The sequence below is a fragment of the Arthrobacter psychrolactophilus genome (genome assembly GCF_003219795.1).
GTDB classification, from domain to species: Bacteria; Actinomycetota; Actinomycetes; order Actinomycetales; family Micrococcaceae; genus Specibacter; species Specibacter psychrolactophilus.
In genome coordinates this window covers 239,421-263,237 of sequence record NZ_QJVC01000001.1, presented here as the reverse complement: position 1 = coordinate 263,237, position 23,817 = coordinate 239,421, and the positions used below count along the sequence as shown (strand labels likewise).

The window sequence follows — 23,817 nt, the reverse complement described above, 5'->3', positions numbered from 1 at the left end:
CTGCGGTATCTGTAGAGTCGTCACATCGTCTTGGCCTTGAAATGGGGAGCTGTGAAGAAAATTCTGGGTATTGTGGCGCTGACGCTCCTGGCCATTCTTGGCGTGGCTCCGGCGGCCATGGCTGCGCCGCCGACGGACATTGTTGTCGCGGACGCGGCGGGTGTGCTGTATCAGCCTCAGTTGCTGGCAGCCCTCAAGGAAATCGACTTCCGCGAGCCCACCAAGGTGGCCGTCGTGACCATCGAGGGCGAGAACGGCACCGACCAGATCAACTCCGATGTGTTGGAACTTGCCCGCGCACAACACCCGGAATGGCTCAGCGCGGACGAGCAAAAGTGGGCGGACGGCTTGTTCATCTTTGCCGTGGATCCCATAGCTCGCAAGGTTGGCACCTATATGGGCGAGGACCGCAAGGTGTCCTTGTCGAAGCAGGAGGCCATCCAGGAATCTACCAAGGATCTCTTTCGCGAAGCGCAGTGGACCGAGGGCACGATTGCCGGCGTCAAAAAAGCGGCGAAGCTCATCAATCAGCCCTGGTACCTCTCGGCTGGCTTCATCATCACCAGCAGCATCGTGGGCGGTCTGGCCGTCATCGGCATCGGAACACGGGCCGGGATTCGTGCCAACAATCGCAGGAAAGCCGCCGAGCATCTCAAGAACGGCGACGCCGGATACTCAAGCGTGAGCCTTGCCCTCGATGTCACCGAACTCAACGCTAAGACCATCCCCGGGGAGTCTAGTTACGGCTCCCTCGTCCTGGAAAAGTACCGGCTTTTCATGACGGAATACCTCCAGGCTCGGGAGCTCAATGAGCAATCCCATGCCTTCAGCAAGAAGGATCTTTCCACGGCGGGGAACGTTAAGGTCGTCAAAAAGTATGCCGAGCTGGCCGCACAGCTCGACACCTTGGATGACGTCATCGGCGACACCAATACCCTCTTGAATCGCTACGCCGGATGGGAGGGCGCCTGGGATCGCCAGGTGGCACCCCTGCGCGCAGATCTAGACCAACTCCCTCCACTCCTAGAAAAGTCGGAGGCCAAAGGTCTGCCCAGCACAGTCGCTCTCGCGTCCCTCCATGCCCACCTCACGCAGCGCCTGGAGCAGCTCGGGGCAGACTTTCAATCGTCGCGGATCTCCCCCGACGCTGCGCTCGATACCCTCCGCGGTATGAACGAAGAGCTCACCGAGGCCCTCAAACAACACTCAACCGCCATGATCGATCAGTTCACCAAAACTAAATCCGAAAAAGCCACCATGGAGAAAGCCATGGGAAGCACCCGCCAGCAGGATGCTTATGGCCGCCAGGGCACCATTTTGGGCTCGGTCTACAGCTGGTCCATGTTCTACCCTGTGCACTCCTTCAACGTTGGCTACGCCTCGGGACGCAGCGAGGTCAGCTCGGACCGCAGCCAGGCCAGCTCAAGCGGGAGCAGCTCCGGCTACGGTTCCAGCGGCGGAAGTTTCTCCGGTTCGGGCAGTTCCTCGAGTTTCTAGGACGACGCCGGCTCCGCAGCCGAGTCCTCGATATACCGCTTGGCATTGATCATGACGGCGCCCGTCATCATGACGAGCAGGCACACGCCCAGCAAGGCGAAGGACACGGTCCAGTTGCCCGTGGCGTCGTGAATCGAGCCGAACACGAGCGGCACAACACCGGCACCCGCGTAGCCCAAGCCTTGGCTAAATCCGGACAGCACGGAGGAGCCGTGTGTTGTCCGTGAGCGCAGATTGACCATGAGCAGGGCCGTCGCGAAGGTGCCCTGGCCAAGTCCGGCGAAGGTGACCCACAGCCAGGTGCCATCCAGCGGAGAAAGGTAGAGCCCCAGATGGCCTGTGGCCCAACACAGCGCAAAGAGGCTGATGGCGACGATGGGATTCTTCATGCGCGGCACCCACAAGGGCACCAAGAGGCTGACCGGAAGCCCGAGAATGGCAAAGTAGGCCAGGGCGGTTCCGGCCGTTGCCGCGTCCACGCCTTGGCCGGACAAATACGGTGGCAGCCAGGTGAAGTACACATAGGTCTGGGCCGAGTTGCCGGCCAGGAAGATCGCCAGGCCCCACGCGACGGGTGAGCGCCATGGGCGGAGGTGCTGACTTGACCCGGCACCCGCGGACGACGGGGCAGCTGCTGTGGTTCCGGCGTCGGACTTCTTCTTGCGGTCCCGCACAAACTGCATGATCCAAGGCAGGAGCACCATGAAGCTGATCGAGGCCCACATCCCGATCGACACTCGCCAGCTGGTAGCCCCGGCGACCGGCACGGCGAGCTGTGGGCTGATCGCGGTGCCCACGGCCAGCAGCGTCACATACCCCGCGGTCACGATGCCCACCCGGTCCGGGAAGTACTTTTTTACCAGCGGCGGCAACACCACATTGCCAATGCCGTACCCGGCCATGACCACGGCGGTCAGGCCCAGGAATGGCCAGACGGCGTCGGTCGTGGCGCGGCCCAGCTGCCCCGCCACGGCCAGTACGACGGCGGCAATCAGCGCCTTTTCGAGGCCGAAGCGGCGAATCAGAATGGGGGTCACGAGCCCGAAGGTGGCAAAAAGGAGCGGCGGCAACATGGCTAGGAGGCCGGTGGTTGCCGCGGTGAAGCCAAGTTCACCCTTGAGTTCCCCGAGAAGCGGCGGGACCACCGAGACCGCGGTGCGCAGGCTCAGCGCCATCACCATGATGCCGAGGAGAGCGCCGATTCGTCCGGTCCACGGCTGCTTCACAAGAAAATTAGTCACCGGACAACCCTAACGAATGCGTGGCACATGTCATGACCGGCGTCTCATAGAAATAATTCGGCATGATCATGCAGAATATCGACGGGCTTAGCCTAGGATGGTGCCAACGGGCAGAGCCCGGGAACACATGCAGCGATGCGGCTGGGAAGGAAGTGCCACGATGGACGTTGCCGAGCTTGGCGCCGCCCTACGCGCCCGACGCAAAAGCCTGAACCTCACGCAGGGCGAGACCGCGGATCTGGCCGATATTTCCACCCGGGTCCTGAGTGATCTGGAAAATGGCCGTGAAACTGTCCGCCTCGACATCTTGACCGCGGTCTCTTCTGCCTTGGGCATGACGCTGAGCCTGCAGGTCACGGGCACATGAAAAACCTCGAGTACGCCAAGTCCGTCACGCAGGCCGTGATTTTCAAGAAGGGCCGCGCGGCCGCAACACTGACCCGCAGCCCAGACCGCGGTGTGGTGTTTAGCTACCTGCGCAGCTACCTCAACGATGGCGGACCGGCGATCGCCTCGACTCTTCCCGCCCTCGACGTTCCCGTCACGCTGGGCCACGGCAACGTCCCGGCGTTTTTTGCCGGCCTGCTCCCCGAAGGTGAACGGCTCGCCAAGCTCCGCTGGGCCGTCAAGACCACCATCTCGGATGAGTTCTCGCTACTTCTGGCGGCGGGCGAGAACCCTGTGGGCGATGTGCAGATCGTGCCAGCCGGCGAGAAACCACAGAGCATCCCAGCGCTGTTGACGGTCACCAAGACCATGGACGACATCAATTTTGCCGACTTTGCCGCCGTCCCCGGCCCCGTTGACCTCTCGTCGCTCGCCGGAATGCAGGACAAGGTCACGGCCTCCTACCGCCACGACAAAGACCCCACGCGCGCCTACATCCTCAAGTTCAACGACGGCAGCCACGAACGTCAGGTCGAAACGGAATTCCTGCTGCTCAATAAAGCCCGCGCCCTGTCCATCCCGGTCGCGAATGCCCGTCTGGTGTACGACGGCGTGGGTCAAGCCGCGCTGCTTATCTCGCGTTTTGACCGGTCCCCCAGTGGGCCCCTGGCGGTTGAGGACTGCGCCCAGCTCATGGGCCTTTCGCCGGGGCGGAAGTTCTCCGTGCCCAGTGAGGCTGTCGCAGTGGCGGCCGTGAAAATGTGCGCCTCGCAGGCATTGGCGGCCCGCAATATCTTCTTGCAATTCCTTTTTGCCTGGCTGACGGGCAACGGCAATCTGCACGCTAAGAATATCTCCGTGGTGCAGCAAGACAACGGCGAATGGCTCGTGGCTCCGGCCTACGATCTGCAGTGCACCTTGGCTTCGGAAATCGAGCAGGGCTTTGCCGCTGGCGTGCCCGGCGGCATCTTGACGGACCTGCTCGACGGCGACCCCTCCCGAGATCCGGGGCTTGCCTTGCCGGTGGGCGGCAGCGCGGGTGCCCGAACCGGTTTGACACGCAACGACTGGCTGCGCTTTGGCCGCACCCTCCACATACCCGAACGACTCGTGGCCAAGTGCATCGACAAAGCTCTCGCCGCCTCGGAGCTGAGCATGGAGGAGCTACCCTTCGAGCGCGATGTCAGCGCCGCCGTGCTCCGAGTCCTCGCCATTCGGCGAGCCGCCATCGCACGCTAAGAGTTCAAGAAATATTTTTGCTGACGAAATGCCGCTAAACTGTCACTATGCCTCGAATAGCCGCCCCCACGAACGCGGCGCAGCGCGAGCAAACGCAGCGCAAGATCCTCAACGCCTTTGGCGAACTGTTGTTTACCCACGGTTTGCCCGGTCTGACCATGACCGACGTTGCCCGGACTGCCGGCGTGGGCCGAACCGCCGTCTACAACTACTTTGCCGATCTGGAACAGCTTCTAGTTGCCTACGCACTGGATGAAACCGGCAAGTTTGTCACCGATCTCAAGTCGAGCCTGCAAGACCTAGAAAACCCCGTGGATCGCTTGGCCCTCTACGTGCGCGCGCAGCTCGAAGACCTCACACGTCGCCACCTGCCGCCAGGCCCGGCCATGCGTTCGGTGCTCTCCAGCGAATCTTTTTCCAAGCTTGGCGTGCATGTGGGCGAGCTCAATACGATCCTCATCGGCATCCTGCGCGACGGCATGGAGCAGAAGTTCCTGCCCGAGGCTGAGATCGAGGGACTCGTGCAGCTCATTCACGGATCACTCACGGCGAGCGCGTCCCGCCGGAATTCAGACACTCCGGATGAGGACCGCATCGCCGCAGCAGTCCGCTTCATCCAAGCTGGCGTGGGTGCCGCCTTTGACTCCGACGGCCACCCGATCACACTGGACTAAACGGGCCACGTTATGGTTCTCCAATAGTTGGGGCACTGTGTGGAGCAGGCCGTGGGCATTCTCGGCGTCGGGCATGCCTGATTCTGCGTTGACTTGGCACATAACGCCCCTCTGGAGCTTCGATAAGGGCGTGACCTGACGACTCAACGAACAAAAGCGGAGGGCGTGGCGAAGTCCCCCATGTGGCGGAATTATTTGGCTGCGGTCGGTACCGGCGTTGCCACAGCCGGGGTGCTCGGCGGCGGGCTCAGGCGCGGGCAAGACAGCACGCCCGGCTCCATATCCACCTTGATCTCGGGGACCAGATCGCCGTAGTTGGCAGTGAGAATAACGTCCACCGTGGCGTCCACGCGCTTGTCTTCCACGTATTCGCTATTGGGGAAGTTCTTTTGCAACGTCAAAGCCGCGGCATGCCCCTGAGGCCCGGCAATAATCACGGACGGGGCCGCCAATTCGGTGGTCGTATTGGCAATGTCTTTGACGACAAAGCCACGCTTCTTCAAGTCTTCGGCGACCTGCCCGGCCCGGCCCTCCGTGCTTCCGCCGTTGAAGACGTTAACGGTGACAGAGGTATTGGGCGCATAGCTGAGAATCTCGGAGGGGCAGCTCTCCGGCGGAGGGGTGGGCTTGCTGTAACCGGGTCTGAGATCCAGTTCGCCACGCTGCACCATGCCCGCTAAAACGAGGCCGGCCACCAAGAGGGCCAGCAAGATCACCAAGATGCTGCCGTGGAGGATGCGTCTGCGCACCGTGAAAGTTTCAAGCTCGGGTGATTCGGGCGGCGGGAAGGCCTCCGCTAGGCCCTGGGCATTGACAATGTGGTGCCCGCGCAACGAGGTGCCGTCTTTGGCTCTCTTGCGTTCTTGTCGCAGCTCATACGCCGCGTCCTTGGCCTGCCGCCGCTCTTCGCGGACCGCACGACGCTTCTGGCCAGTGGTGAGGAGGACTGCATCGTCCGTGTCCGGGCTGGGCACTGTGGCGGGGTGAGCGCCGTCGTTCTTCTCTGCGGGAGTGCCTGAGGGCGGCCCCGCAGGAGGGCTAGTCATCTATCACCAAGACTCGGGCATGCAAGATCGTGCGCTGGTGCAGGGCGGTTCGGACGGCTCGATGCAGGCCATCCTCCAGGTACAGGGTGTCTCGCCACTGCACGACGTGGGGGAAGAGGTCACCAAAGAACGTGGAGTCCTCGGCCAGCAACGCTTCCAGGTCGAGCTTCGCCTTGGTCGTGACCAATTCAGCGAGCCTGACCTGACGCGGAGGAACGCCGGCCCAGTCTTTGGGCGTCACGTGGCCATGGTCGGGGTAGGGGCGATTGTCGCCAACAGCTTTGAAGATCACCCCTTCAGACTAGGGACTCGAACGCCCTAAAGGAACTGCCTCGCCCCCGCGTCGCCGGGTGTGTCGCCAAAAGGTTACACAAAGTGGCACTTCACACGGCGGTACTGGGAACATGGGGCATGACTCTTTTGCATCCCCCGCTTGCCCTTCTTCTCGATGTGGATGGCCCGCTCGCCAGCCCCGTGACCCGGCGCGTAGCTCCCGGCATCATCGCGAGCCTGATCGAACTTGTCCAGCAGGGCATCCCCGTAGTGTTCAACACGGGTCGCTCGGATGACTTCATCGCCGAACAGCTCATGGCGCCCATGCTGGAGGCTGGCCTTCCTGAGGGCTCCACGGTGCACGCCATCTGCGAAAAGGGCGCGGTCTGGTTCAGCTTCACCCCCGAGGGCCCCGGCCCCATCCACGTGGACAAGGCCCTAGCCATGCCAAAGGCTTATGGGGACGACATCCGCGAGCTCGTGGCCACCTCGTACGCCGAGTACATGTTCTTTGACGAGACCAAGCGCGCCATGGTGTCGGTGGAGCAGCACGTGAGCGTAGAGAGTGGTGTCTACCTGGGTCAACAAGTAAAGTTCGACGCCGATGCGCTGGCTTTGTTGGCTAAGCACGACTTGGGTGCCACCCGGCTTGAGCATCAGGCTCCGGGTTCAGCGGGCAGCATCGACTACCGCGTGGACCCGTCCATCATCTCCACGGATATTGAATCGGTGCGCTTGGGCAAAGACTTAGGTGCGAGTCGCGCCGTCGAGCTTTTGGCTGCCGAGGGAATTGAACCGCTGGCCTGGCGGACGGTGGGCGATTCGCGGACCGACTACGCCATGGCCGATTGGCTGCACCACCAGGGGCATCTCGTGAAGCATGTTGATGTGCGCCCAGCCGAGGGCGTCCCGGAAAAGCCGTACCCCGTCAAAACCGCTGCCGATCTGCAACTGGGTGCGGATATTGTCAACGACTTTGCCGGGGCGGCCTTCCTGCAATTCTGGCTGGACGGACTGGCCCGCTAGAGCAGCGCGGCCTCGACGGCGGCAACCAGCTCGGGAGCATCCGGGGTAACGGCCGATTCAAAGCGGGCCAGCACCTCGCCGTCGCGGGAAATCAAGAACTTCTCAAAGTTCCACTTAATGGGCTCGGCACCATCCTCGGTCAAGACAGCGTACAGGGGATGAGCGTCGGGCCCATTGACGTCTGTTTTGGCGGCGAGCGGGAACGTCACGCCGAAGTTCTTGCGGCAGAAATCCACAATTTCTTCCTCGGTGCCCGGCTCCTGGCCACCAAATTGGTTGCAGGGCACGCCCACAACGCTCAGACCCTGTCCGCTGAACTGCGCATGCAGCGCCTCGAGGGCGTCATACTGCTTCGTGAAGCCGCACTGGGAGGCGACATTCACCAGCAAGACGGCTTTGTCGGCTAGGGCGGGCAAGGACGTAACGGATCCGTCGCTGAGGATCAGGTCAATTTTGTTTAATGTTTGAGTACTCACGAGATGAGTCTAACCGGGGCGTTAACGAGCGAAGGTCCGGAATCGTTATGATTCCGGACCTTCTAGCTTGCGGAGGATGGGGGATTTGAACCCCCGAGGGCGTTAACCCAACACGCGTTCCAGGCGTGCGCCATAGGCCGCTAGGCGAATCCTCCAGCTTGCCGTGCAGAACACGGCAGGTTCAAGAGTACCTGACAAAGTGCCAAAGTCACGAATCGAACACTGGGGCCACTTCACGCTTTTGCCCCAAAGGGGAGGAATTGCCGTCATTGGCAGCCCCGAAAGCTCCAAGAATTTCCGCACGCGGGCGGTGCTGGATGAGCCGATAAGGTCACCCACACCCCGCCGTTGCAGGGATTTTGCCCTAACAATCCGAGCAACAGGAATTCTCGAACTCGCCAACCCTTATGACCTCGGTCACGTTTTTAGCAAATGCGATTTTTGGCCTAAAAACTTTAGTGACCGGCCCGCATGGCGAGAACAGCAGTGACGAATCCAGCCAACGCAAAGGCAACCGTGACAAGCCACAAGAGAATTTGCTGGCCCGAGTTGCCATTCTTCTTCTGAGAAGACTGGGTGGACATAACTTCAGATCGCATCAAGGCAAGGATTCCGAAACCGAAGGCCAATACCCAAAAGATCCATTCAAAGAATCCATAACCTGGCATAGTAATTCACTCCCAAACCGACTCTTGTTGCACCGGGGCGTCCATGGTGCTGGGCCGTTTTTTAGTTGTTGAAGCCCCTCTCGTGAAGGTACCACCCGCCTTATATTTTTGAAATGTCCGCAACTGTCCACCCCGGATTCGCCCGTACTGCCACTCTCAGGTAAGCTAGTTCCCGGCCCCTCATGTGGCGTCACCCTGTGAACTCCCCCAGGACCGGAAGGTAGCAAGGGTAAGCGGGCTCTGGCGGGTGCATGAGGGGTCTTTTATTTATCCCCAGATATGCCGGATTTGCAGCACCAAAGCGGCATTTTGTCAGGCGGATTAGATAGGGTTTCAACTGTGAGCGCACCAACAGCCCTGTATCGCCGGTACCGCCCGGATTCATTTGCCACGGTCATCGGCCAAGAACATGTCACGGCACCCCTTATGGCTGCCCTTGATAAGAACCGCGTTAACCACGCCTACCTCTTCTCCGGTCCCCGCGGTTGCGGTAAGACCACTTCCGCGCGCATCCTTGCCCGCTGCCTCAACTGTGCCAAGGGCCCCACCTCTCACCCCTGCGGTGAGTGCGATAGCTGTGTCGAGTTGGCACGCGGTGGCGCCGGTTCGCTCGATGTCATTGAAATTGACGCCGCGAGCCATGGTGGCGTTGACGATGCCCGCGATCTGCGCGAACGCGCAACCTTTGCCCCCATCCGTGACCGCTACAAGATCTTCATCATCGATGAGGCTCATATGGTCACCTCCGCCGGATTCAACGCCCTGCTCAAGATCGTTGAAGAACCGCCGGAACATATCAAGTTCATCTTTGCCACGACCGAGCCGGACAAGGTCATTGGCACCATCCGCTCCCGCACACACCATTACCCCTTCAGGCTGGTGCCTCCGGAGCCACTCATGGCGTATTTGGCACAGTTGTGCGAGGCCGAAAACGTAGCCGTTGCCCCCGGTGTGCTTTCCCTCGTTGTTCGTGCCGGTGGCGGATCCGTCCGAGATTCACTCTCCGTCCTTGACCAGCTCATGGCGGGCGCCGGCACGGCAGGTCTGGATTACGATCTCGCCGTCGACCTGCTGGGCTACACCCACTCCTCACTGTTGGACGATGTGGTTGAGGCGCTGGCGGCCAACGATTCGGCCACCGTCTTCAAATCCGTCGACCGGGTCATCCAGACCGGGCACGATCCCCGACGCTTCGTCGAGGATCTCCTGGAACGATTCCGCGATCTCATCATCGTTCAGGCCATGCCGGAAAGCGCCCACGCCATCCTGCGCGGCACCCCGGACGAACTCATCGCCCGCATGCAGACTCAGGCAGCCCAGCTCGGTGCCGCCGAACTCTCCCGCGCAGCCGATGTCACGAATGCCGCCTTCAACGAGATGACAGGCGCCACCTCACCGCGGCTTCACCTGGAATTGTTGGGCGCTCGATTGCTCCTGCCCAGCGCCGATTCCACGAGCCGTGGCATGGCGACCCGGCTTGATCAGCTGGAACGACGACTCAACTACGGTGGCGCACCCGCCGCCGCCCCGGCTGGCTCCCCCAGTGACGTTGGCACCGCGCCGCTCGCTAGTGCTCCGGCAGCTCAGAACCAGCCCTCCGCTCCCCTGGCCAGCTCGGATCATGCAGCAGCTGACTCAAATGGTGGCGGATTGGCCGCCGTTCGCGCTCAACTGGCCCGTGCCAAGGAGGCCGCTGGCGCCGAAGTGGCTGCTCGCCACACCCTCGGGGGTTCAAATCCCCCATCCTCCGCGACCATTCCGGAGCCAGTTGTCGCTCCGGAAGTTGCCGCACCTGCACCAACTGCACCGGTTGCTCCCGCGCCGGTTCGTACCTGGGATGATTTGCCGACACCGGAGGGGATGCCCAGTTTCGAGTCCCCCTCCGCTCACGAGCAGGGCACCCAGTTTGAAAATCGGGCACCTCGCACTCAGGCGCCTGAGCCTGCTGCTGCTCCGGCTCCTGAACAAGCACCCGCACCATCCCCCGCAGCTGTTCAAACACCGCCGGTTCAGGAGCACGCGCCTGCGCACGCCGCACCCACCCATTCCGGAAACACGGGCAGTGCTTCCACAGGCATTGAGGTCATTCGTCGTGCATGGCCCGAAATCCTCGGAGCTGTGCGGAACATCCGCATGGCATCGTGGGCCATCGTCAATCAAAATGTTGTGCCGCAGACCTTCGATGGTCAAGAACTCCGCGTAGGACTCCCCTCCACGGGCCTCATCACCACATTCAGTAACGGTGGGCACCTCGCGAATTTGCAGCAAGCCATCCACGAGGTCCTGGGCCTGACGGTCCAGATCTTGCCTGTTGACGGCGAAGCGCCGAAGGCGAGCTCTGAACCAAACCCAAAAGTACGTGGCGATAGCCCTTCACCTCGGAGTGAAGGGAACGGCACCCCTGCCCCGCAGGCGGTAGCCGCACCGCAGGATTCGTGGGGACTACCGGTCGCTCCCGCTGCACCGATAGCGACTGCTGCTCCGACAGCCCCGGCAGCTTCCGTGGCACCGGTTGTAGAAGCTGCACCTCAAGCGACCCCAGCACCCACACCCACCGCCGCTCCGACACCCACACCGGTTCAGGCAGCTGTTCCCGAGCAGGCCCCCTGGGATGGCCCCACCGAACCCAGCGATCCGTGGGACGAGCCGGAGTCGTACCCGCCTGCTGATTACGCCCCGGCTGATCCGTATCAAGGTGACCCCTATGCCTCAGCGACAACCCCAGAACCTCAGGCAGCCCCCGCTCCGGCGTACTCCCCGCCCAAGGTCTCACCCATTTCGGCTTGGACCACGGGCTGGGACACCCCGGTTGAAGAAGCCCCCGTTGCGGCACCGGTCGTCACCGAGGTTCCTCGTCGCAGTGCCATGTTGGCCGAACAAATTGCCCAACAAACAACCCCGCCTGCCGGCGAATCCGTGCAGGACTGGGGCGTCTCGCTGGGTCAGGCGAGCCGTGACAAGGTAGCCGATCCCGGATGGGGGGCCATCTCCAACGCACCCGATTGGGCGCAAGAGGCCACCCCCGCGCAGGCTGAATCCGCACCCGCAGCAGCTGTGGATCAGGAGCCAAAGTTCAACGCGGCCTTGCCCGTAGCGGGATCACCTCTGGGCGCGTCCGAGACCTACCCGACGGTTCGCACCGTTTCGCATCCGCTGGCTCAAGCAACAGCAGAGGCGACGGAACAGCGGCAGGAGGCTCCGGCGTCGGACGTCCAGGGCGAGAGTCTGCCCGGCGAGAAGCTGAGTATGTACCAGCGCCTGGCCAATAGCCCGGCGGCTCAGGCGGCCCGAGCCACCGCGCCGGCGGCACAGGCCAACACCCCTTACGTTGAGGATGTGCCGAGTCCGGATGACGTCACGATCGAGGAATCCGGGGTGGTGGGCCAGGCCGCCGTCGAACGTATTCTTGGCGGAGTGCTCGTCGAGGAACGCCCGCTCAACGGCTCACACTGAGCCCGTTCCACTCATTAGTTGTATCAACCAGTAATAGACAAGAGGCATTGTGTACGAGGGAGCAGTTCAGGAGCTCATTGATGAGCTGGGACGCCTGCCGGGGATTGGCCCGAAGTCGGCCCAGCGGCTCGCCTTCCATATCTTGGAGGCGGACACCGAGGACATGCAGCGGCTGGTCCGCGCGATCGTGACGGTCAAGGAACGCGTGAAGTTCTGCACCGTGTGCTTCAACGTCACCGAATCGGAACTGTGCAATATTTGCCGCGATACGCGACGGGATCCCACCGTCATTTGCGTCGTGGAAGAGTCCAAGGACGTCCTGGCTGTTGAGCGCACGCGCGCCTTCCGTGGCCGCTACCACGTGCTCGGCGGCTCGATTAATCCCATCGCCGGGATCGGCCCGGATCAGCTGCGCATTCGCGAGCTGCTCACGCGCCTCAACGATGCCCAGATTCAGGAAATCATCATCGCCACCGACCCTAACCTCGAGGGTGAGGCCACGGCAACGTACCTCTCGCGCATGCTCAAGACCTTGGGGATCACCGTGACGCGACTAGCTTCGGGACTGCCCGTGGGAGGCGACTTGGAGTACGCCGATGAGGTTACGCTGGGCCGCGCCTTTGAGGGCCGCCGCAACGCCCTGACTTAAAGCGCGAACGTACACTTGATGCGCATGGTTCGCAGCAACATCGGCATCAAGTGTACGTTCGCGTGGTGAGAATGGGCCCTTGGGCCCACCGCCGCTGGAGACTGTTAGGCCTTGGTGTGTTTCTCGCGGCGGCGCACTGTGAGGGTGCCCGCGCCCGCGAGCAGAAGTGCTCCGGCACCGAGAATCATGGGCACAATGCCTACTGAACCGGTATTGGCCAAGGCCTCTCCTGTCATCATGTTCCCCTGAACAACGGCGGCGACTACCGGCACCTCTTCGACGACGGGTGCCGCGATGACCTTGTTTTTCAGAGTGGCCGGGCCCAATGAAACACCCGAGTCAGCGGGCCCAACAAGGGGAATGGTGATCGTGTTGGTGATGGAACCTGCTGCGACGTCAACGTCGGTGATCCAATGGACGGCGGTGCAGGTCAGTGTTCCACCGACCGTCAGCACCTGACCCTGGCAGGTGGTGTCAGCGCTCAGGGATTGTGAGAAGTGTTGCAGGAGACTCAGGGTCACGTCGCCCGTGTTGGTCATGGTGACGGTGTAGGTCAGCTTCTGCCCATACACAACATCGGCATTGCCGGGTGCATCAGAGACAAACGAAAGGGTGGCGGCCGCGTGGAATTGCCTTGTGCTTGCCGCCCCCTCCAACGGCAGCTCAACAATTGAGCCTGCGGGTGATACCGCGGCACCACTGACGTTATTCCAGACCACACCATAATCGAAGTCATACTGCGTCACCACATACGTGGAGATGCAGATGGCCGCGGCACCAACATCCACGGTGGTTGTGTCGCACGTGGCGCCCACCCCGTGCGTTTCCGACAGTGCCACGCCGCTCAAGGCCACGTTTCCGGTATTGGTCACGGTGGTCGTGTAGGTGACCTTTTGGCCCACCACCCAGTCAGGACCGGCATCCGAGCTGACAGTCAATGTTGCGGAGGGGGCTTCGACGATCCCGTCAGCGGCCTCGAGCGGAACGGCCTCTGCCTGCGATGCGGCAGGATTTTCCGCGGGAGTACTCAAAGGTTCGTCAGCGGATTCCGGGACAGCTTCAGGCTCCGCTGGAACGGAAGGCATCGCTTCGGGGGTGCCACCATGCGTGGCCGCCTCACCAAGTGTGGCCGATTCCACGGCAACCGGCTGGTCCTCCGGGGCCGCCAGGGCAGACGGGGCGACCAGGACAGGCCCGGAAACAAGGGCGGCCACCACCAGCAAACCCGCAGCACCTCCCGCCACTGACGTGCGTGACAGCGCACGTGCAAAAGACAAGATACTCATGATTCCCCAATTCAAGAAGTCAGCAAGATCGCTGACGGTTTTAGCCCAGACGCATCAGGAACACGCAATGCGTGGTGACCGTCAACACGCTATCGCGTCGCGGGCGGCGTGGGAAGAGTGCCGCTAAATGCGCCGAGCAATGCCAGACGTTCCTTCGTGGGGGTCCCTGTCGTGGGAACGTACATAACAAAGTGCAGATCCGGGGCGTCGGACGGGACGAGGCGCTGCTGCTCAAAGGTCAGCTCCCCGACCTCTGGGTGGACGAAGACGCGCCGTCGTGAGGAAAAGTTCAACACCACGTGTTCGGCCCAAATACTGGCAAACTCCACGCTCTCGGCCTGCAACTTGTTGATCAAGGCGGTGTGCGCCGCCGAGCCAAGCCGTGGGCCAGATTCGGCACGGAACTCCGCCACAAAGTTCCGTGAGGTGATGTCCCAATCGGGCAGCATCTGGCGCAGCTGCGGATCAGTAAAGACCAGCCACAGCAGATTTCGCTGCTCGGGCGCCACCGTGGCAATGCGCGAGTACAGCCCCTCGTAAGCACTATTCCACCCTGTGATCCCCCAATCCGGGGCCACCGCGAAGGCCGGGAAATCTACCGCGTCCAGCAACGCCTGCAGATGGGGCGGCACCGTTTCGATCGCGGCATCACCCATCGCCGGTGTGGCCCCGTGACCCCCGAGTGCCAGAACATAGGCCTGCTCGGCGGCGCTCAGGCGCAGAACCCGGCCCACGGATTCGAGCACCTGACGAGAGGCGTTGATGTCTCGGCCCTGCTCCAGCCAGGTGTACCAGGTGACGCTGACGGCTGCGAAGGCCGCGATCTCTTCCCGCCGTAATCCCACGGTGCGGCTGCGACCAATAGGCGGCAAACCTAGTTCGGCGCGGACTAAAGCGCCGCGGCGGTCCCGGAGAAACTGACCCAGCTCACGCCGTCGTTCTTCATTCATGGCACTAAACCTAGCACTGCCACTACTAGTATTAGCGCCGTCTTCCAGAACTGCACCGAATGCTGGTTAACTAGCCTTATGCCTCCATTACGTTCACGCACAGTCACCCACGGCCGCAACATGGCAGGCGCACGCGCCCTCATGATGGCCTCCGGCGTCGCCAAATCCGACATCGGCAAGCCGATCGTCGCCGTCGCCAACTCCTTCACCGAGTTCGTGCCCGGCCACACCCACCTCGCCCCCGTGGGTCGCATCGTCTCCGACGCGATCCACAAGGCTGGCGCTATCGCCCGCGAATTCAACACGATCGCTGTGGATGACGGCATCGCCATGGGCCACGGCGGCATGCTCTACTCCCTGCCCTCCCGCGACTTGATCGCCGACTCCGTGGAGTACATGGTCAACGCCCACTGTGCCGACGTGCTCGTGTGTATCTCCAACTGCGACAAGATCACCCCCGGCATGCTCATGGCCGCCCTGCGCCTGAACATCCCCACCGTGTTTGTCTCCGGTGGCCCTATGGAAGCCGGCCGTGTCACCATGACCGACGGTTCCATCCGCTCCCTGGACCTGGTCAACGCCATCTCCGACGCCGTTGACGCCTCGGTCTCGGATGCTGACATCGAGCTCATCGAGGACAACGCCTGCCCCACCTGCGGCTCCTGCTCCGGCATGTTCACCGCCAACTCAATGAACTGCCTGACCGAGGCCATCGGCCTGTCACTGCCGGGCAACGGCTCCTTGTTGGCCACGCACACCGCACGTAAGGACCTGTACGAGCGCGCCGGTGCAACCGCCGTCGCGCTTGCCAAGCGTTACTACGAGGACGACGACGCCTCCGTGCTCCCGCGCTCGATCGCCTCCTTCGAGGCCTTCGACAACGCCATGGCCCTGGATATCGCCATGGGCGGCTCCACCAACACGATCCTGCACCTGCTCGCCGCAGCGCAGGAAGCCGGCCTGAAGTACGATCTCGAGGACATTGACGCCAAGTCGCGCCAGGTGCCGTGCCTGGCCAAGGTGGCCCCGAACGTTGCCGGTAACAAGACCTTCTACATGGAAGATGTGCACCGCGCCGGCGGCATCCCCGCACTGCTGGGTGAGCTCAACCGCGGCGGCCTGCTGCACACCAACGTCAAGTCAGTCCACTCCGAGGGCCTCACCGATTGGCTGGACGACTGGGACATTCGCGGCGGCAAGGCCACCGAAGAAGCCCAGGCGCTGTGGACCGCAGCTCCCGGCGGCCAGCGCTCCTCCACTGCCTTCTCGCAGTCGGCCGAGTGGACCTCCCTGGACACCGATGCTGCCGAGGGTTGCTTGCGCGATGTTGAGCACGCCTTCTCCAAGGACGGCGGCCTCGCGGTACTGCGCGGCAACATCGCCCTCGACGGCGCCGTGGTCAAGACCGCCGGCGTGGACGAGTCCATCTGGACGTTCGAGGGCCCGGCCGTGGTCTGCGAATCCCAGGACGAGGCCGTTGAAAAGATTCTGTCCAAGGTGGTCAAGGCCGGCGACGTTGTCGTGATCCGTTACGAGGGTCCCCGCGGTGGCCCGGGTATGCAGGAAATGCTCTACCCCACCTCGTTCCTGAAGGGTCTGGGCCTAGGTAAGGTCTGCGCACTCATCACGGATGGTCGCTTCTCTGGCGGAACCTCCGGCCTCTCCATTGGCCACGTCTCCCCCGAGGCTGCTGCCGGCGGAACCATCGCCCTGGTCCAGGACGGGGACAGGATCCGTATCGACATCCCCAACCGCTCCCTCGAGTTGCTGGTAGACGAGGCCGAGCTCGATGCTCGCCGGGATGTACTGGAATCCACCACGGGTTACCAGCCGGTTGGCCGCGAGCGCGAGGTCTCGCTGGCGCTGCGTGCGTACGCTTCCATGGCCACGAGTGCCGACAAGGGCGCCATCCGTCAGGTTCCGGCCGACGTGGTGCTCATGAAGGCACCGCGTACTCAGGTCCCGGTCGCCTAACTGGCGCTCATTTCGGTTCCGGCGCTGAGCTGGTTCGAAAATGCCACAGCCCCCCATTAATGCACCAGGTCTGCCTGTGGCATTAATGGGGGGCTGTGGCATTCTTCATGTCGTAGTAGTTCCCAACGCGCCGTTTTAGGCCACCCGGGTTCCCTTCGGCAGCTTTCCGGCGGGAGTGCGCAGGGCACGCCAGCCACCAGCAAGGAGGCCCGCCGTGACAAGCAATTGCAAACCCAAACCCAGCGGCCACAAGGGTGTTTGCTTCTCGAGCTGCTCCGGGCTGACCTTCCCGTTGGCGCAGGGGTACGTCACCTCGGGGCCGGCCTGGGCATAACGTGCCCCGTGGCTGATCGACTCGAAGAACCCCGTGGAGTAGTAGTACTGAGTCGTATCAGTCCGATCGGGGTACGGAATGGCATCGGCCACCACCACAAAGGGATTCATGGCCAGCATCCAGGCCACCCGTTCGGAACGTGCAGCCCCCTGCTCAATGAGCGGCCCATAACAGAGATACTCCTCATTTTGATCCGTAATGTCACCGGGCAGGGGTGGCGGATACATCTCCGGATCCACCTTCTCGCCGATGCCGGGGCCCATTTCCAAGGTCTTGTAGTACACCTGATTGCTTTGAATGGTGCCGTTGTTGAGCATCATGCCCAGACCAAAGGCAATGAGCGTCCCAAACGTCAATGCCGCCACGGTCAGGTAGGTGACCACAATGGAAAAGAGCGGCCGGTTGGCTAACGCGGAAATTCCTACGCCGATAGCACACACCACGCCCAGTTCAATCGCGAGCATGAGCAGGGCGATGAGAATATGCCCCGCCCCAAGACCGCCTTGGGCGATACCAAAGACGAGGAAGGGGATGCTGACAATCAAAAATGCCACCGCAGCGATCCACGAGGCGAGGAACTTTCCCCATAGGAGCTGCCCTGGCCGCAAGAGCGTGATCTGCATGATGGCCAGCGTCCCGGCCGATCTGTCGCCGCTGATGGCGTTGGCCGAGAACGCCGGAGCCACGAGGAGCCCAAAGAGCAGCACAAACGCCAAGGCTGCCTCGAAGATCAACGGGCCCGGGCTCTGCGCGTTGGCGCCGCCAAGACCATCGCTGTAGTTGCGCTGCGCCTTCCAGCTCATCCAGGCCAGGGCCGTCACGAGCCAAATCAAGGCAAACCAAATGCCGAGCATGATGTACCAACCACGCGAACGCAGCCGCTGCCGCAGTTCCATGCTCACCACGGCAAAGACGCCGGAAGAATACTGCTTGATCGTCATGGCTGCTCCACCTTCATATTCATGTAGGTCTCCTCCAGCGCACCCGTCGCCGGGGCAAAGGATGTGACCGCAACTCCTGCCGTCACCAGATCTCGCAATAACTGTGCCGCATCAGCCTCCGTGCCTACACCCACCGTCAGCGAGTCTCGACGCGTGGTTCCCGCCTCTACAGCCACGCCCAGTGTGGTCAGCGCCGCCGCCAAGGCATTCGGCTCAAGGGCGGATATCGCATAGCGCCTTCCCTGCTCGGCGGCCTGATCAACGGTTTGCGCCAACACGGTGCGTCCTTGATTGACGAATACGGCGCCGTCGGCAATTTCATCGAGCTCGGCCAGAACATGCGAGGACACCACAATTGCTTTCCCCTCGGCGGCGAGCTCCCGAAGAATACTGCGCAGGGCAATACGAGATCCTGGATCCAGTCCAGACGCAGGCTCATCCAGCAGGAGCACCTGCGGATCGTGAATCAACGCCCGTGCCAGGCTTAGCCGCTGTTGCTGGCCGCGCGAGAGCACCCGCGCCTTTTGATCGGCTAGCGAGGTCAGATTGACCTTCTCCAGCAGCGCCGTCACGCGCGCCGGAATCTCGGTCTTCGGCAGCTGATAAAAACGCGCCATGGTGCTGAGAATCTCCCGCGCGGTCAGGGCTTCCCAGACACCCAGGGTGTCGGGCATCCACCCGATCTTGGCCCGTGCGGCGGCCGGATTCTCCACCGGATCGATCCCCATGACGCTGATATTCCCAGTATCCGGGGCCAGCAGTGACGCCAGCATGAGCAAAAGAGTGGTTTTTCCTGCACCATTGGGCCCAATCAACGCCGTGACCTGTCCCGAGGGTGCCTGCAGATCCATGTGTACGACGGCGTGAACCTCACCAAAGCGGCGGGCAAGCCCCGTGGCGGAGAGCCCGTCGAAAAGAACCTCGGGCTGTTTTTGTGGCTGATGGTCAGTCATCATTTCCTCCCTTGAGCCCGAAGGCGCGGTCATGGAATCAGCCTAGGCTTGCCGGGACGGGAAGAACATCATCCCGCCGTCTGATCTTGATTGCGTTATGGTGACGGAGATGGACACTTATGACCAGCATGTGGACACGGTAATTCCGTGTTAACGCGGCACCGCGCTAAACTTTCAGCAACTGCCTTCCGCGCTGATGATGCCGCACTGGCTCTGCGTGAGGGCGCAGCACCGGCGTGAGCGGCAGCAATTTTCCTTTTCCTAGTGTTGCGTTAGGTAAGTCAATGAGTGTGCGTCCATGAGTCTGATTGTTCAAAAATACGGTGGTTCCTCAGTATCTGATGCCGAGGGCATTTTGCGGGTTGCCCGCCGAGTGGTTCGCACCCAGGCCGAAGGTCATGAAGTAGTTGTTGTGGTTTCCGCCATGGGCGACACCACAGATGAGCTGCTGGACCTTGCCGCCCAGGTTTCCGAGCACCCCCCGGCCCGCGAGCTGGACATGCTCATGACCGCTGGCGAGCGAATTTCCATGGCCCTTCTGGCCATGGGCATCAGCGCCCAGGGTGGTGTGGCCCAGTCCTTCACGGGTAGCCAGGCCGGCATGATTACCGACGGCATCCACGGCAAGGCTCGCATCATCGATGTTGACCCGCACCGTGTCCGCACAGCCCTCGACAAGGGCAAAATTGCCATTGTGGCAGGCTTCCAGGGCATGAGCCGCACCACCCATGAGATCACCACCATGGGTCGCGGCGGTTCCGATACGACCGCTGTTGCGCTTGCCGCGGCGCTCGACGCTGACGTTTGCGAGATCTATACCGACGTTGATGGCATCTACACCGCCGATCCGCGCGTTGTGCCGAACGCCCAGAAAATCAGCAAGATCTCCAGCGAAGAAATGTTGGAGATGGCCGCCTCCGGCGCCAAGATCCTGCACCTTCGTTGCGTGGAGTACGCGCGACGTTTTGGACTGCCCATTCATGTGCGGTCATCCTTTAGTGACCATGAGGGAACCTGGGTTCTGCCCAGCCCTGACGACAAAATCAAGATCTCAGAGGGAGTTGCCTTGGAGCAGCCAATCATCTCCGGCGTGGCCCACGACCGGTCAGAAGCCAAAGTCACCGTTGTTGGCGTTCCGGATATTCCCGGCAAGGCCGCCATGATCTTCGGCATCATCGCCGGTGCGCACAGCAACATCGACATGATCGTGCAGAACATCTCCACGAAGGGCACCGGCAAGACCGATATCTCCTTCACGCTTCCCATGGTGGAAGGCGAGGATGCCCTGAACGCACTGCGCGCCCAGCAGGCCGAGGTTGGCTTCGAGGACCTGATCTACGATGACAAGATCGGCAAGCTGTCCCTCATCGGTGCCGGCATGCGCTCCAACCCGGGCGTTTCCTACCGCTTCTTCCAGGCCCTGTCCGACGCCGGTGTGAACATCGATCTGATCTCCACCTCCGAGATCCGCATCTCCGTTGTCACCCGCGCCGATCTGCTGGATGCCGCGGTGCGCGCCGTCCATCAGGCCTTCGATCTGGATTCCGAGGACGAAGCAACCGTGTACGGCGGTACTGGCCGCTAACGCTCCAGACGACTAACGCCACACCACAAAAGGCGGGAACCAGACGTTCGGTTCCCGCCTTTTGCGCATCCTCTAGGCCCCGCTTTTACGCTCTGCGTAATGGTGGCCTTCTGAATCTGTATGCTGCTCGAAATGCGAAAGCTGTTCCTCACTGCTCTTTTCAAAGTCGTCATGGCGATGCTCCACGGGGGCGCTCATATCGCCACGATCGGCGGGACCAAATACTTTTTGAACCTTCTCGGTGGCATGCATGAACTTATTCAGGAACTTATGATCACTCATCATCAACACCCCCTTCCCTGTTGAATAAAAGCAAGTGTTGTACGTCACTTAATTTTACTCCCGGGGTGCGGCAAAGTCTCCCGGTGAATCGTTCAGGATTTAGCGCAGGGACTGGTCATTGGGGTCACGAGGAACTAGGTAGGTGCTTCCGTCGGCACGCTTGACGGTGACAAATGCATCGACAGCAGCCTCTTGTTGCGCCAAGAGGGTCTTGTTTTCCGCCGTCATCTCCTGGTCCAGCGGGCTGCTGCTGGCCGGTCCAAAGATATAACGCAGGCGACCGGTAAAGTTCATCAATCGGTTAACAAAAGGCGTCTTGGCCATGGCTGATTTCCTTGAAGAACTGGGGTTGCGACAACCCGGTTGATAAGCGGAACGATATCCATAGTACCGTGTTAGTTAGTGCACTAACTAAATGAGAGGGTGTTTCCATGAGCGCCTCCGATAATGATCTCTTGCTTGAACGGCAGCTGTGCTTTGGGCTCAGCGTCGCTTCCCGCAGCGTCATCGCCGCCTACAAGCCGGTCCTGGCGCCCATGCAGCTGACCCATCCCCAGTATTTGGTCATGCTCGCCCTGTGGGAGCAGGCACCCCGCCGCGTCAAGGATCTCGGCGCTGCCCTGCTCCTGGAATCCGCCACGCTCTCCCCGCTCCTGAAGCGGCTGGAGAGCATCGGCTATCTCACGCGCACCAAGGACGCCACCGACGAGCGCGCACTCAGTGTCGATCTGACTCCTCAGGGAGCCGCCCTGCACGAGCAGGCTTTGTCGGTGCCCGGCACCATGATGGCCCGGCTGGGCTTGGATCGCGAGGGTGCCATGGCCCTCCACCGCTCCATGATGGCTCTTATTGCGGCCGCAACAGCAACGGACGACGACGGGACCCCGCCTCCCAGCGCGACTCCCGGCCACCCCCTCATGGCGGATAATTAAGACCATGAGCCATGTTTCCTCCTCCCCAGCCCTGACGAGTCTGGCCGAGGACCTCTGGCAAGAACGCGCCGCAGCGCACCACCGTCGCGTGGATCGTTATGCGCTCCCGTATTTGGCCCGTCGCTCGTCCAATCAAAAGCATCCCGTCGAGGACTTTCTCTTTACCTATTACACGCAAAAACCCGGACAACTCTCGCGCTGGCATCCTGGCACCGGAGTGATTCTCACGGGCGACTCCGCTACCGAACGCCTCGGCTGGAAGTTTTACCGCGAGGCTGACGAGGCCGAGCGTGCGGCGGCCGGAGTCTCGGGGCGAGGTCCCGCCGTCGTGCTTGATCAGGAAAAGTTTGCCGAACAGCGGAGGGAGGCACTGGATTTTGCCGCCATCATTCTGGGTCGAACCGAGGCGCGGCCAGCGCAATTTGGCTGTTTTGGGCTGCACGAGTGGGCCATGGTGTACAAGCAAGAGGCCAACGCGGTGCGGCACGAGTACCTGCAGTTGCGGCTGGGGTCGAGCGGCACGGACGAGGTCGTGGAGGGGAATCGTATCCGGTGCACGCACTTCGACGCGTACCGTTTTTACACGCCGCAGGCGACCGGGCTCAACGAGTTGACGCCTACGCGTGAAAATCAGCGCGATCTAGAGCAACCCGGCTGCCTCCACGCCAATATGGACCTGTACAAGTGGGCGTACAAGCTCTCCCCGGCGCTGCCAAGTGAGCTCGTCATGGATTGTTTTGAGTTGTCGTGGCGCATACGGGCCATGGATATGCGGGCCTCGCCGTACGATCTGGCCGATTGGGGTTACCCGCCCATTCAGATCGAGACGGCCGCGGGCAAGGCCGATTACGTGACGCAGCAGCGGGGGTTTAGCGCCGAATCGGCTGTGCTCCGTGGCAGGCTACGCGACGTTGTGAACACGATCCCCCGCTAGGGGCTAGGAGTTCAGGGCTGCTGCGAGCGCCGGGGACAGCCGCTGCGCCATGAGCGCGTAGCCCTCGGTGTCGGGATGCAGGGTGTCGGGAAGGCGATCCAGCGCCTCCTGCGCGGTCAGGACCGTTGCCCCGTCCACGAGGTGCAGCCGCGAATCGCCCTGGGCCTGCAGATACCTCACCACATCCGCCGTGGCTTGCCGGTAGTCAGCCAGCGTCCAGCCCACGGCGTTGACCTTATCCTCGCGCGGCAGGGAAAGAACCGGCGTAATGACCACCAAGGGCACGGCTGGATGGGCGCGTCGCACCGCCTTGAGGAACCCCTGGAGCGCCGGGCCGTAGCTGCGCTCGGAGAACACGGCCGCGTTGTAGCTGTTGATGCCAACGCAGAGGGAGATGAGATCGGCGGGAGTCTGGGCGATCGTCTCGGCGGCGATGGGGTCGAGCTGGCATTCACCCGCGAGGCCAAGGTTTGTCAGGCGCCAGCCGTTGTCGCGGGCTACCAGGGTGGGCCAGGTTTGGGTGGGGCCATCGGCCTGCTGGCAGTGTGTAATGGAGCTGCCATAGGTGATCCACCGCGGACCCTCTTCACCCACCGAGGTGACGGATTCGCCGTCGAGCGTTGCTTGGTTAATGGTCAGGTCCCCATAGTGCGGCAACCACAGCTGGACCAAAGAATTGGGGGCGAGCCCGGTCAGCTCGAGCACATAACGGTGGGCGCCGATGGCGGGCAGGCGATGGGTGCGTTCCCCGTTGATCAGCAGATCATAGGGCGCGCAATCCGCGGCCCCATGACCGTCCAGCACGAGCGTTCCGCCGTCGCTGCGCCAGGCTGCGCGAATGCCCGCGGCCATGGCCGCACGATTGGCCAAACCGTCCGTGAAGGGCGGCAGATACCCGGTGGGATCAAGCCTTTCGAAGCTTTGCGCGCCGTGCGCACTCTGGTGCATGGCGAACATTCCGGACCACTGGGCAGCAACTAAAGTCATGCTGCCATGATATCGATACCCTCGCTTCTT

Annotated in this window: 23 protein-coding genes, 1 tRNA gene and 1 other RNA gene; 12 read left to right on the top strand and 13 right to left on the bottom strand. The window is 62.1% G+C overall.

Annotation, left to right across the window (positions count from 1 at the left end; genetic code table 11):
• Window positions 1-51 precede the first annotated feature (51 nt).
• A complete protein-coding gene (locus CVS30_RS01245; protein WP_245934375.1) occupies window positions 52-1,497 on the top strand; it encodes a DUF5129 domain-containing protein in 1,446 nt (481 codons plus the stop codon).
• On the opposite strand, the gene CVS30_RS01240 is transcribed toward CVS30_RS01245, so the two are convergent.
• Window positions 1,494-2,738, bottom strand: a complete 1,245-nt coding sequence (locus CVS30_RS01240) for an MFS transporter (protein WP_245934374.1) — start codon at window positions 2,736-2,738, stop codon at window positions 1,494-1,496. The two genes, CVS30_RS01245 and CVS30_RS01240, sit on opposite strands and share 4 nt — an antisense overlap.
• Before the next feature lie 160 nt (window positions 2,739-2,898).
• Here CVS30_RS01240 and CVS30_RS01235 point away from each other — a divergent pair, with 160 nt between their 5' ends.
• The 3 genes from CVS30_RS01235 to CVS30_RS01225 are packed head-to-tail and all read left to right on the top strand — an operon-like array spanning window position 2,899 to window position 5,038.
• Window positions 2,899-3,105 (top strand): helix-turn-helix domain-containing protein, encoded by a 207-nt coding sequence (locus tag CVS30_RS01235; protein ID WP_110483499.1) that lies wholly within the window; start codon window positions 2,899-2,901, stop codon window positions 3,103-3,105.
• On the top strand, window positions 3,102-4,364 hold the full coding sequence (locus tag CVS30_RS01230; RefSeq protein WP_110483498.1) for a type II toxin-antitoxin system HipA family toxin: 1,263 nt from the start codon (window positions 3,102-3,104) through the stop codon (window positions 4,362-4,364). The genes CVS30_RS01235 and CVS30_RS01230 overlap by 4 nt, the downstream gene beginning before the upstream one ends.
• A 47-nt stretch (window positions 4,365-4,411) precedes the next feature.
• Window positions 4,412-5,038, top strand: coding sequence for a TetR/AcrR family transcriptional regulator (locus CVS30_RS01225; RefSeq protein ID WP_110483497.1), 627 nt, complete (start codon window positions 4,412-4,414; stop codon window positions 5,036-5,038).
• A gap of 191 nt (window positions 5,039-5,229) precedes the next feature.
• On the opposite strand, the gene CVS30_RS01220 is transcribed toward CVS30_RS01225, so the two are convergent.
• A complete protein-coding gene (locus CVS30_RS01220; protein ID WP_110483496.1) occupies window positions 5,230-6,084 on the bottom strand; it encodes a LytR C-terminal domain-containing protein in 855 nt (284 codons plus the stop codon).
• Complete coding sequence (locus CVS30_RS01215; protein ID WP_110483495.1) at window positions 6,077-6,376, bottom strand: type II toxin-antitoxin system VapB family antitoxin; 300 nt, start codon at window positions 6,374-6,376, stop codon at window positions 6,077-6,079. Before CVS30_RS01215 ends, CVS30_RS01220 begins: the two co-directional genes overlap by 8 nt.
• Before the next feature lie 119 nt (window positions 6,377-6,495).
• Here CVS30_RS01215 and CVS30_RS01210 point away from each other — a divergent pair, with 119 nt between their 5' ends.
• Complete coding sequence (locus tag CVS30_RS01210; RefSeq protein ID WP_110483494.1) at window positions 6,496-7,383, top strand: Cof-type HAD-IIB family hydrolase; 888 nt, start codon at window positions 6,496-6,498, stop codon at window positions 7,381-7,383.
• On the opposite strand, the gene CVS30_RS01205 is transcribed toward CVS30_RS01210, so the two are convergent.
• The 3 genes from CVS30_RS01205 to CVS30_RS17890 form a co-directional block, all read right to left on the bottom strand.
• Window positions 7,380-7,859, bottom strand: a complete 480-nt coding sequence (locus CVS30_RS01205; RefSeq protein WP_220033841.1) for a glutathione peroxidase — start codon at window positions 7,857-7,859, stop codon at window positions 7,380-7,382. The two genes, CVS30_RS01210 and CVS30_RS01205, sit on opposite strands and share 4 nt — an antisense overlap.
• Window positions 7,860-7,929: 70 nt before the next feature.
• Window positions 7,930-8,014 (bottom strand) — tRNA-Ser (locus CVS30_RS01200).
• A gap of 300 nt (window positions 8,015-8,314) precedes the next feature.
• A complete protein-coding gene (locus tag CVS30_RS17890; RefSeq protein WP_181419645.1) occupies window positions 8,315-8,458 on the bottom strand; it encodes a hypothetical protein in 144 nt (47 codons plus the stop codon).
• A 240-nt stretch (window positions 8,459-8,698) separates the two neighbouring features.
• On the opposite strand from CVS30_RS17890, the gene ffs reads away from it, so the two are divergent.
• The 3 genes from ffs to recR all read left to right on the top strand — a co-directional run bounded on the left by ffs (window position 8,699) and on the right by recR (window position 12,629).
• Window positions 8,699-8,794, top strand: an RNA gene (ffs, locus tag CVS30_RS01190) — signal recognition particle sRNA small type.
• Window positions 8,795-8,866: 72 nt separating this feature from the next.
• Window positions 8,867-11,980, top strand: a complete 3,114-nt coding sequence (locus CVS30_RS01185) for a DNA polymerase III subunit gamma and tau (RefSeq protein ID WP_245934373.1) — start codon at window positions 8,867-8,869, stop codon at window positions 11,978-11,980.
• 49 nt (window positions 11,981-12,029) lie between these two features.
• On the top strand, window positions 12,030-12,629 hold the full coding sequence (gene recR, locus CVS30_RS01180) for a recombination mediator RecR (RefSeq protein ID WP_110483491.1): 600 nt from the start codon (window positions 12,030-12,032) through the stop codon (window positions 12,627-12,629).
• 104 nt (window positions 12,630-12,733) lie between these two features.
• Here recR and CVS30_RS01175 read toward each other — a convergent pair whose 3' ends face one another.
• Both CVS30_RS01175 and CVS30_RS01170 read right to left on the bottom strand, forming a co-directional pair.
• Entirely contained in the window at window positions 12,734-13,915 is a 1,182-nt protein-coding gene (locus tag CVS30_RS01175; protein WP_110483490.1) for a CLIPPER-2 domain-containing protein, read from the bottom strand.
• A gap of 89 nt (window positions 13,916-14,004) precedes the next feature.
• Window positions 14,005-14,865: a helix-turn-helix transcriptional regulator gene (locus CVS30_RS01170; RefSeq protein ID WP_110483489.1), complete on the bottom strand. Its 861-nt coding sequence runs from the start codon at window positions 14,863-14,865 to the stop codon at window positions 14,005-14,007.
• A gap of 78 nt (window positions 14,866-14,943) precedes the next feature.
• Here CVS30_RS01170 and ilvD point away from each other — a divergent pair, with 78 nt between their 5' ends.
• Entirely contained in the window at window positions 14,944-16,839 is a 1,896-nt protein-coding gene (ilvD, locus tag CVS30_RS01165) for a dihydroxy-acid dehydratase (RefSeq protein WP_110483488.1), read from the top strand.
• A 135-nt stretch (window positions 16,840-16,974) separates the two neighbouring features.
• Here ilvD and CVS30_RS01160 read toward each other — a convergent pair whose 3' ends face one another.
• Together CVS30_RS01160 and CVS30_RS01155 are read right to left on the bottom strand one after the other, a co-directional pair.
• Window positions 16,975-18,114, bottom strand: coding sequence for an ABC transporter permease (locus tag CVS30_RS01160; protein ID WP_110483487.1), 1,140 nt, complete (start codon window positions 18,112-18,114; stop codon window positions 16,975-16,977).
• A complete protein-coding gene (locus tag CVS30_RS01155; protein WP_306418751.1) occupies window positions 18,111-19,100 on the bottom strand; it encodes an ABC transporter ATP-binding protein in 990 nt (329 codons plus the stop codon). The genes CVS30_RS01160 and CVS30_RS01155 overlap by 4 nt, the downstream gene beginning before the upstream one ends.
• A gap of 265 nt (window positions 19,101-19,365) precedes the next feature.
• On the opposite strand from CVS30_RS01155, the gene CVS30_RS01150 reads away from it, so the two are divergent.
• On the top strand, window positions 19,366-20,652 hold the full coding sequence (locus tag CVS30_RS01150) for an aspartate kinase (RefSeq protein WP_110483485.1): 1,287 nt from the start codon (window positions 19,366-19,368) through the stop codon (window positions 20,650-20,652).
• Between the two features lie 72 nt (window positions 20,653-20,724).
• Here CVS30_RS01150 and CVS30_RS01145 read toward each other — a convergent pair whose 3' ends face one another.
• Together CVS30_RS01145 and CVS30_RS01140 are read right to left on the bottom strand one after the other, a co-directional pair.
• Complete coding sequence (locus CVS30_RS01145) at window positions 20,725-20,982, bottom strand: hypothetical protein (protein WP_370800213.1); 258 nt, start codon at window positions 20,980-20,982, stop codon at window positions 20,725-20,727.
• A 51-nt stretch (window positions 20,983-21,033) separates the two neighbouring features.
• Entirely contained in the window at window positions 21,034-21,258 is a 225-nt protein-coding gene (locus tag CVS30_RS01140; RefSeq protein WP_110483483.1) for a hypothetical protein, read from the bottom strand.
• 107 nt (window positions 21,259-21,365) lie between these two features.
• On the opposite strand from CVS30_RS01140, the gene CVS30_RS01135 reads away from it, so the two are divergent.
• The gene (locus CVS30_RS01135) at window positions 21,366-21,866 is read left to right on the top strand and encodes a MarR family winged helix-turn-helix transcriptional regulator (RefSeq protein WP_110483482.1); all 501 of its coding nucleotides are present in this window, start codon (window positions 21,366-21,368) and stop codon (window positions 21,864-21,866) included.
• Between the two features lie 4 nt (window positions 21,867-21,870).
• On the top strand, window positions 21,871-22,800 hold the full coding sequence (locus tag CVS30_RS01130; RefSeq protein ID WP_245934372.1) for a 3-methyladenine DNA glycosylase: 930 nt from the start codon (window positions 21,871-21,873) through the stop codon (window positions 22,798-22,800).
• Between the two features lie 3 nt (window positions 22,801-22,803).
• Here the strand turns inward: CVS30_RS01130 and CVS30_RS01125 are convergent, their stop codons facing one another.
• Window positions 22,804-23,787 (bottom strand): GDSL-type esterase/lipase family protein, encoded by a 984-nt coding sequence (locus CVS30_RS01125; protein ID WP_110483481.1) that lies wholly within the window; start codon window positions 23,785-23,787, stop codon window positions 22,804-22,806.
• Window positions 23,788-23,817: the final 30 nt, after the last annotated feature.

Coding starts and splice junctions, on each gene's coding strand:
- CVS30_RS01235 (WP_110483499.1), top strand. CDS start 2,899: ATGGACGTTGCCGAGCTTGGCGCCGCCCTACGCGCCCGACGCAAAAGC.
- CVS30_RS01210 (WP_110483494.1), top strand. CDS start 6,496: ATGACTCTTTTGCATCCCCCGCTTGCCCTTCTTCTCGATGTGGATGGC.
- CVS30_RS17890 (WP_181419645.1), bottom strand. CDS start 8,458: ATGCGATCTGAAGTTATGTCCACCCAGTCTTCTCAGAAGAAGAATGGC.
- CVS30_RS01170 (WP_110483489.1), bottom strand. CDS start 14,865: ATGAATGAAGAACGACGGCGTGAGCTGGGTCAGTTTCTCCGGGACCGC.
- CVS30_RS01175 (WP_110483490.1), bottom strand. CDS start 13,915: ATGAGTATCTTGTCTTTTGCACGTGCGCTGTCACGCACGTCAGTGGCG.
- CVS30_RS01135 (WP_110483482.1), top strand. CDS start 21,366: ATGAGCGCCTCCGATAATGATCTCTTGCTTGAACGGCAGCTGTGCTTT.
- CVS30_RS01225 (WP_110483497.1), top strand. CDS start 4,412: ATGCCTCGAATAGCCGCCCCCACGAACGCGGCGCAGCGCGAGCAAACG.
- CVS30_RS01220 (WP_110483496.1), bottom strand. CDS start 6,084: ATGACTAGCCCTCCTGCGGGGCCGCCCTCAGGCACTCCCGCAGAGAAG.
- CVS30_RS01150 (WP_110483485.1), top strand. CDS start 19,366: ATGAGTCTGATTGTTCAAAAATACGGTGGTTCCTCAGTATCTGATGCC.
- CVS30_RS01160 (WP_110483487.1), bottom strand. CDS start 18,114: ATGACGATCAAGCAGTATTCTTCCGGCGTCTTTGCCGTGGTGAGCATG.
- CVS30_RS01125 (WP_110483481.1), bottom strand. CDS start 23,787: ATGACTTTAGTTGCTGCCCAGTGGTCCGGAATGTTCGCCATGCACCAG.
- CVS30_RS01140 (WP_110483483.1), bottom strand. CDS start 21,258: ATGGCCAAGACGCCTTTTGTTAACCGATTGATGAACTTTACCGGTCGC.
- CVS30_RS01130 (WP_245934372.1), top strand. CDS start 21,871: ATGAGCCATGTTTCCTCCTCCCCAGCCCTGACGAGTCTGGCCGAGGAC.
- ilvD (WP_110483488.1), top strand. CDS start 14,944: ATGCCTCCATTACGTTCACGCACAGTCACCCACGGCCGCAACATGGCA.
- CVS30_RS01155 (WP_306418751.1), bottom strand. CDS start 19,100: ATGACCGCGCCTTCGGGCTCAAGGGAGGAAATGATGACTGACCATCAG.
- CVS30_RS01230 (WP_110483498.1), top strand. CDS start 3,102: ATGAAAAACCTCGAGTACGCCAAGTCCGTCACGCAGGCCGTGATTTTC.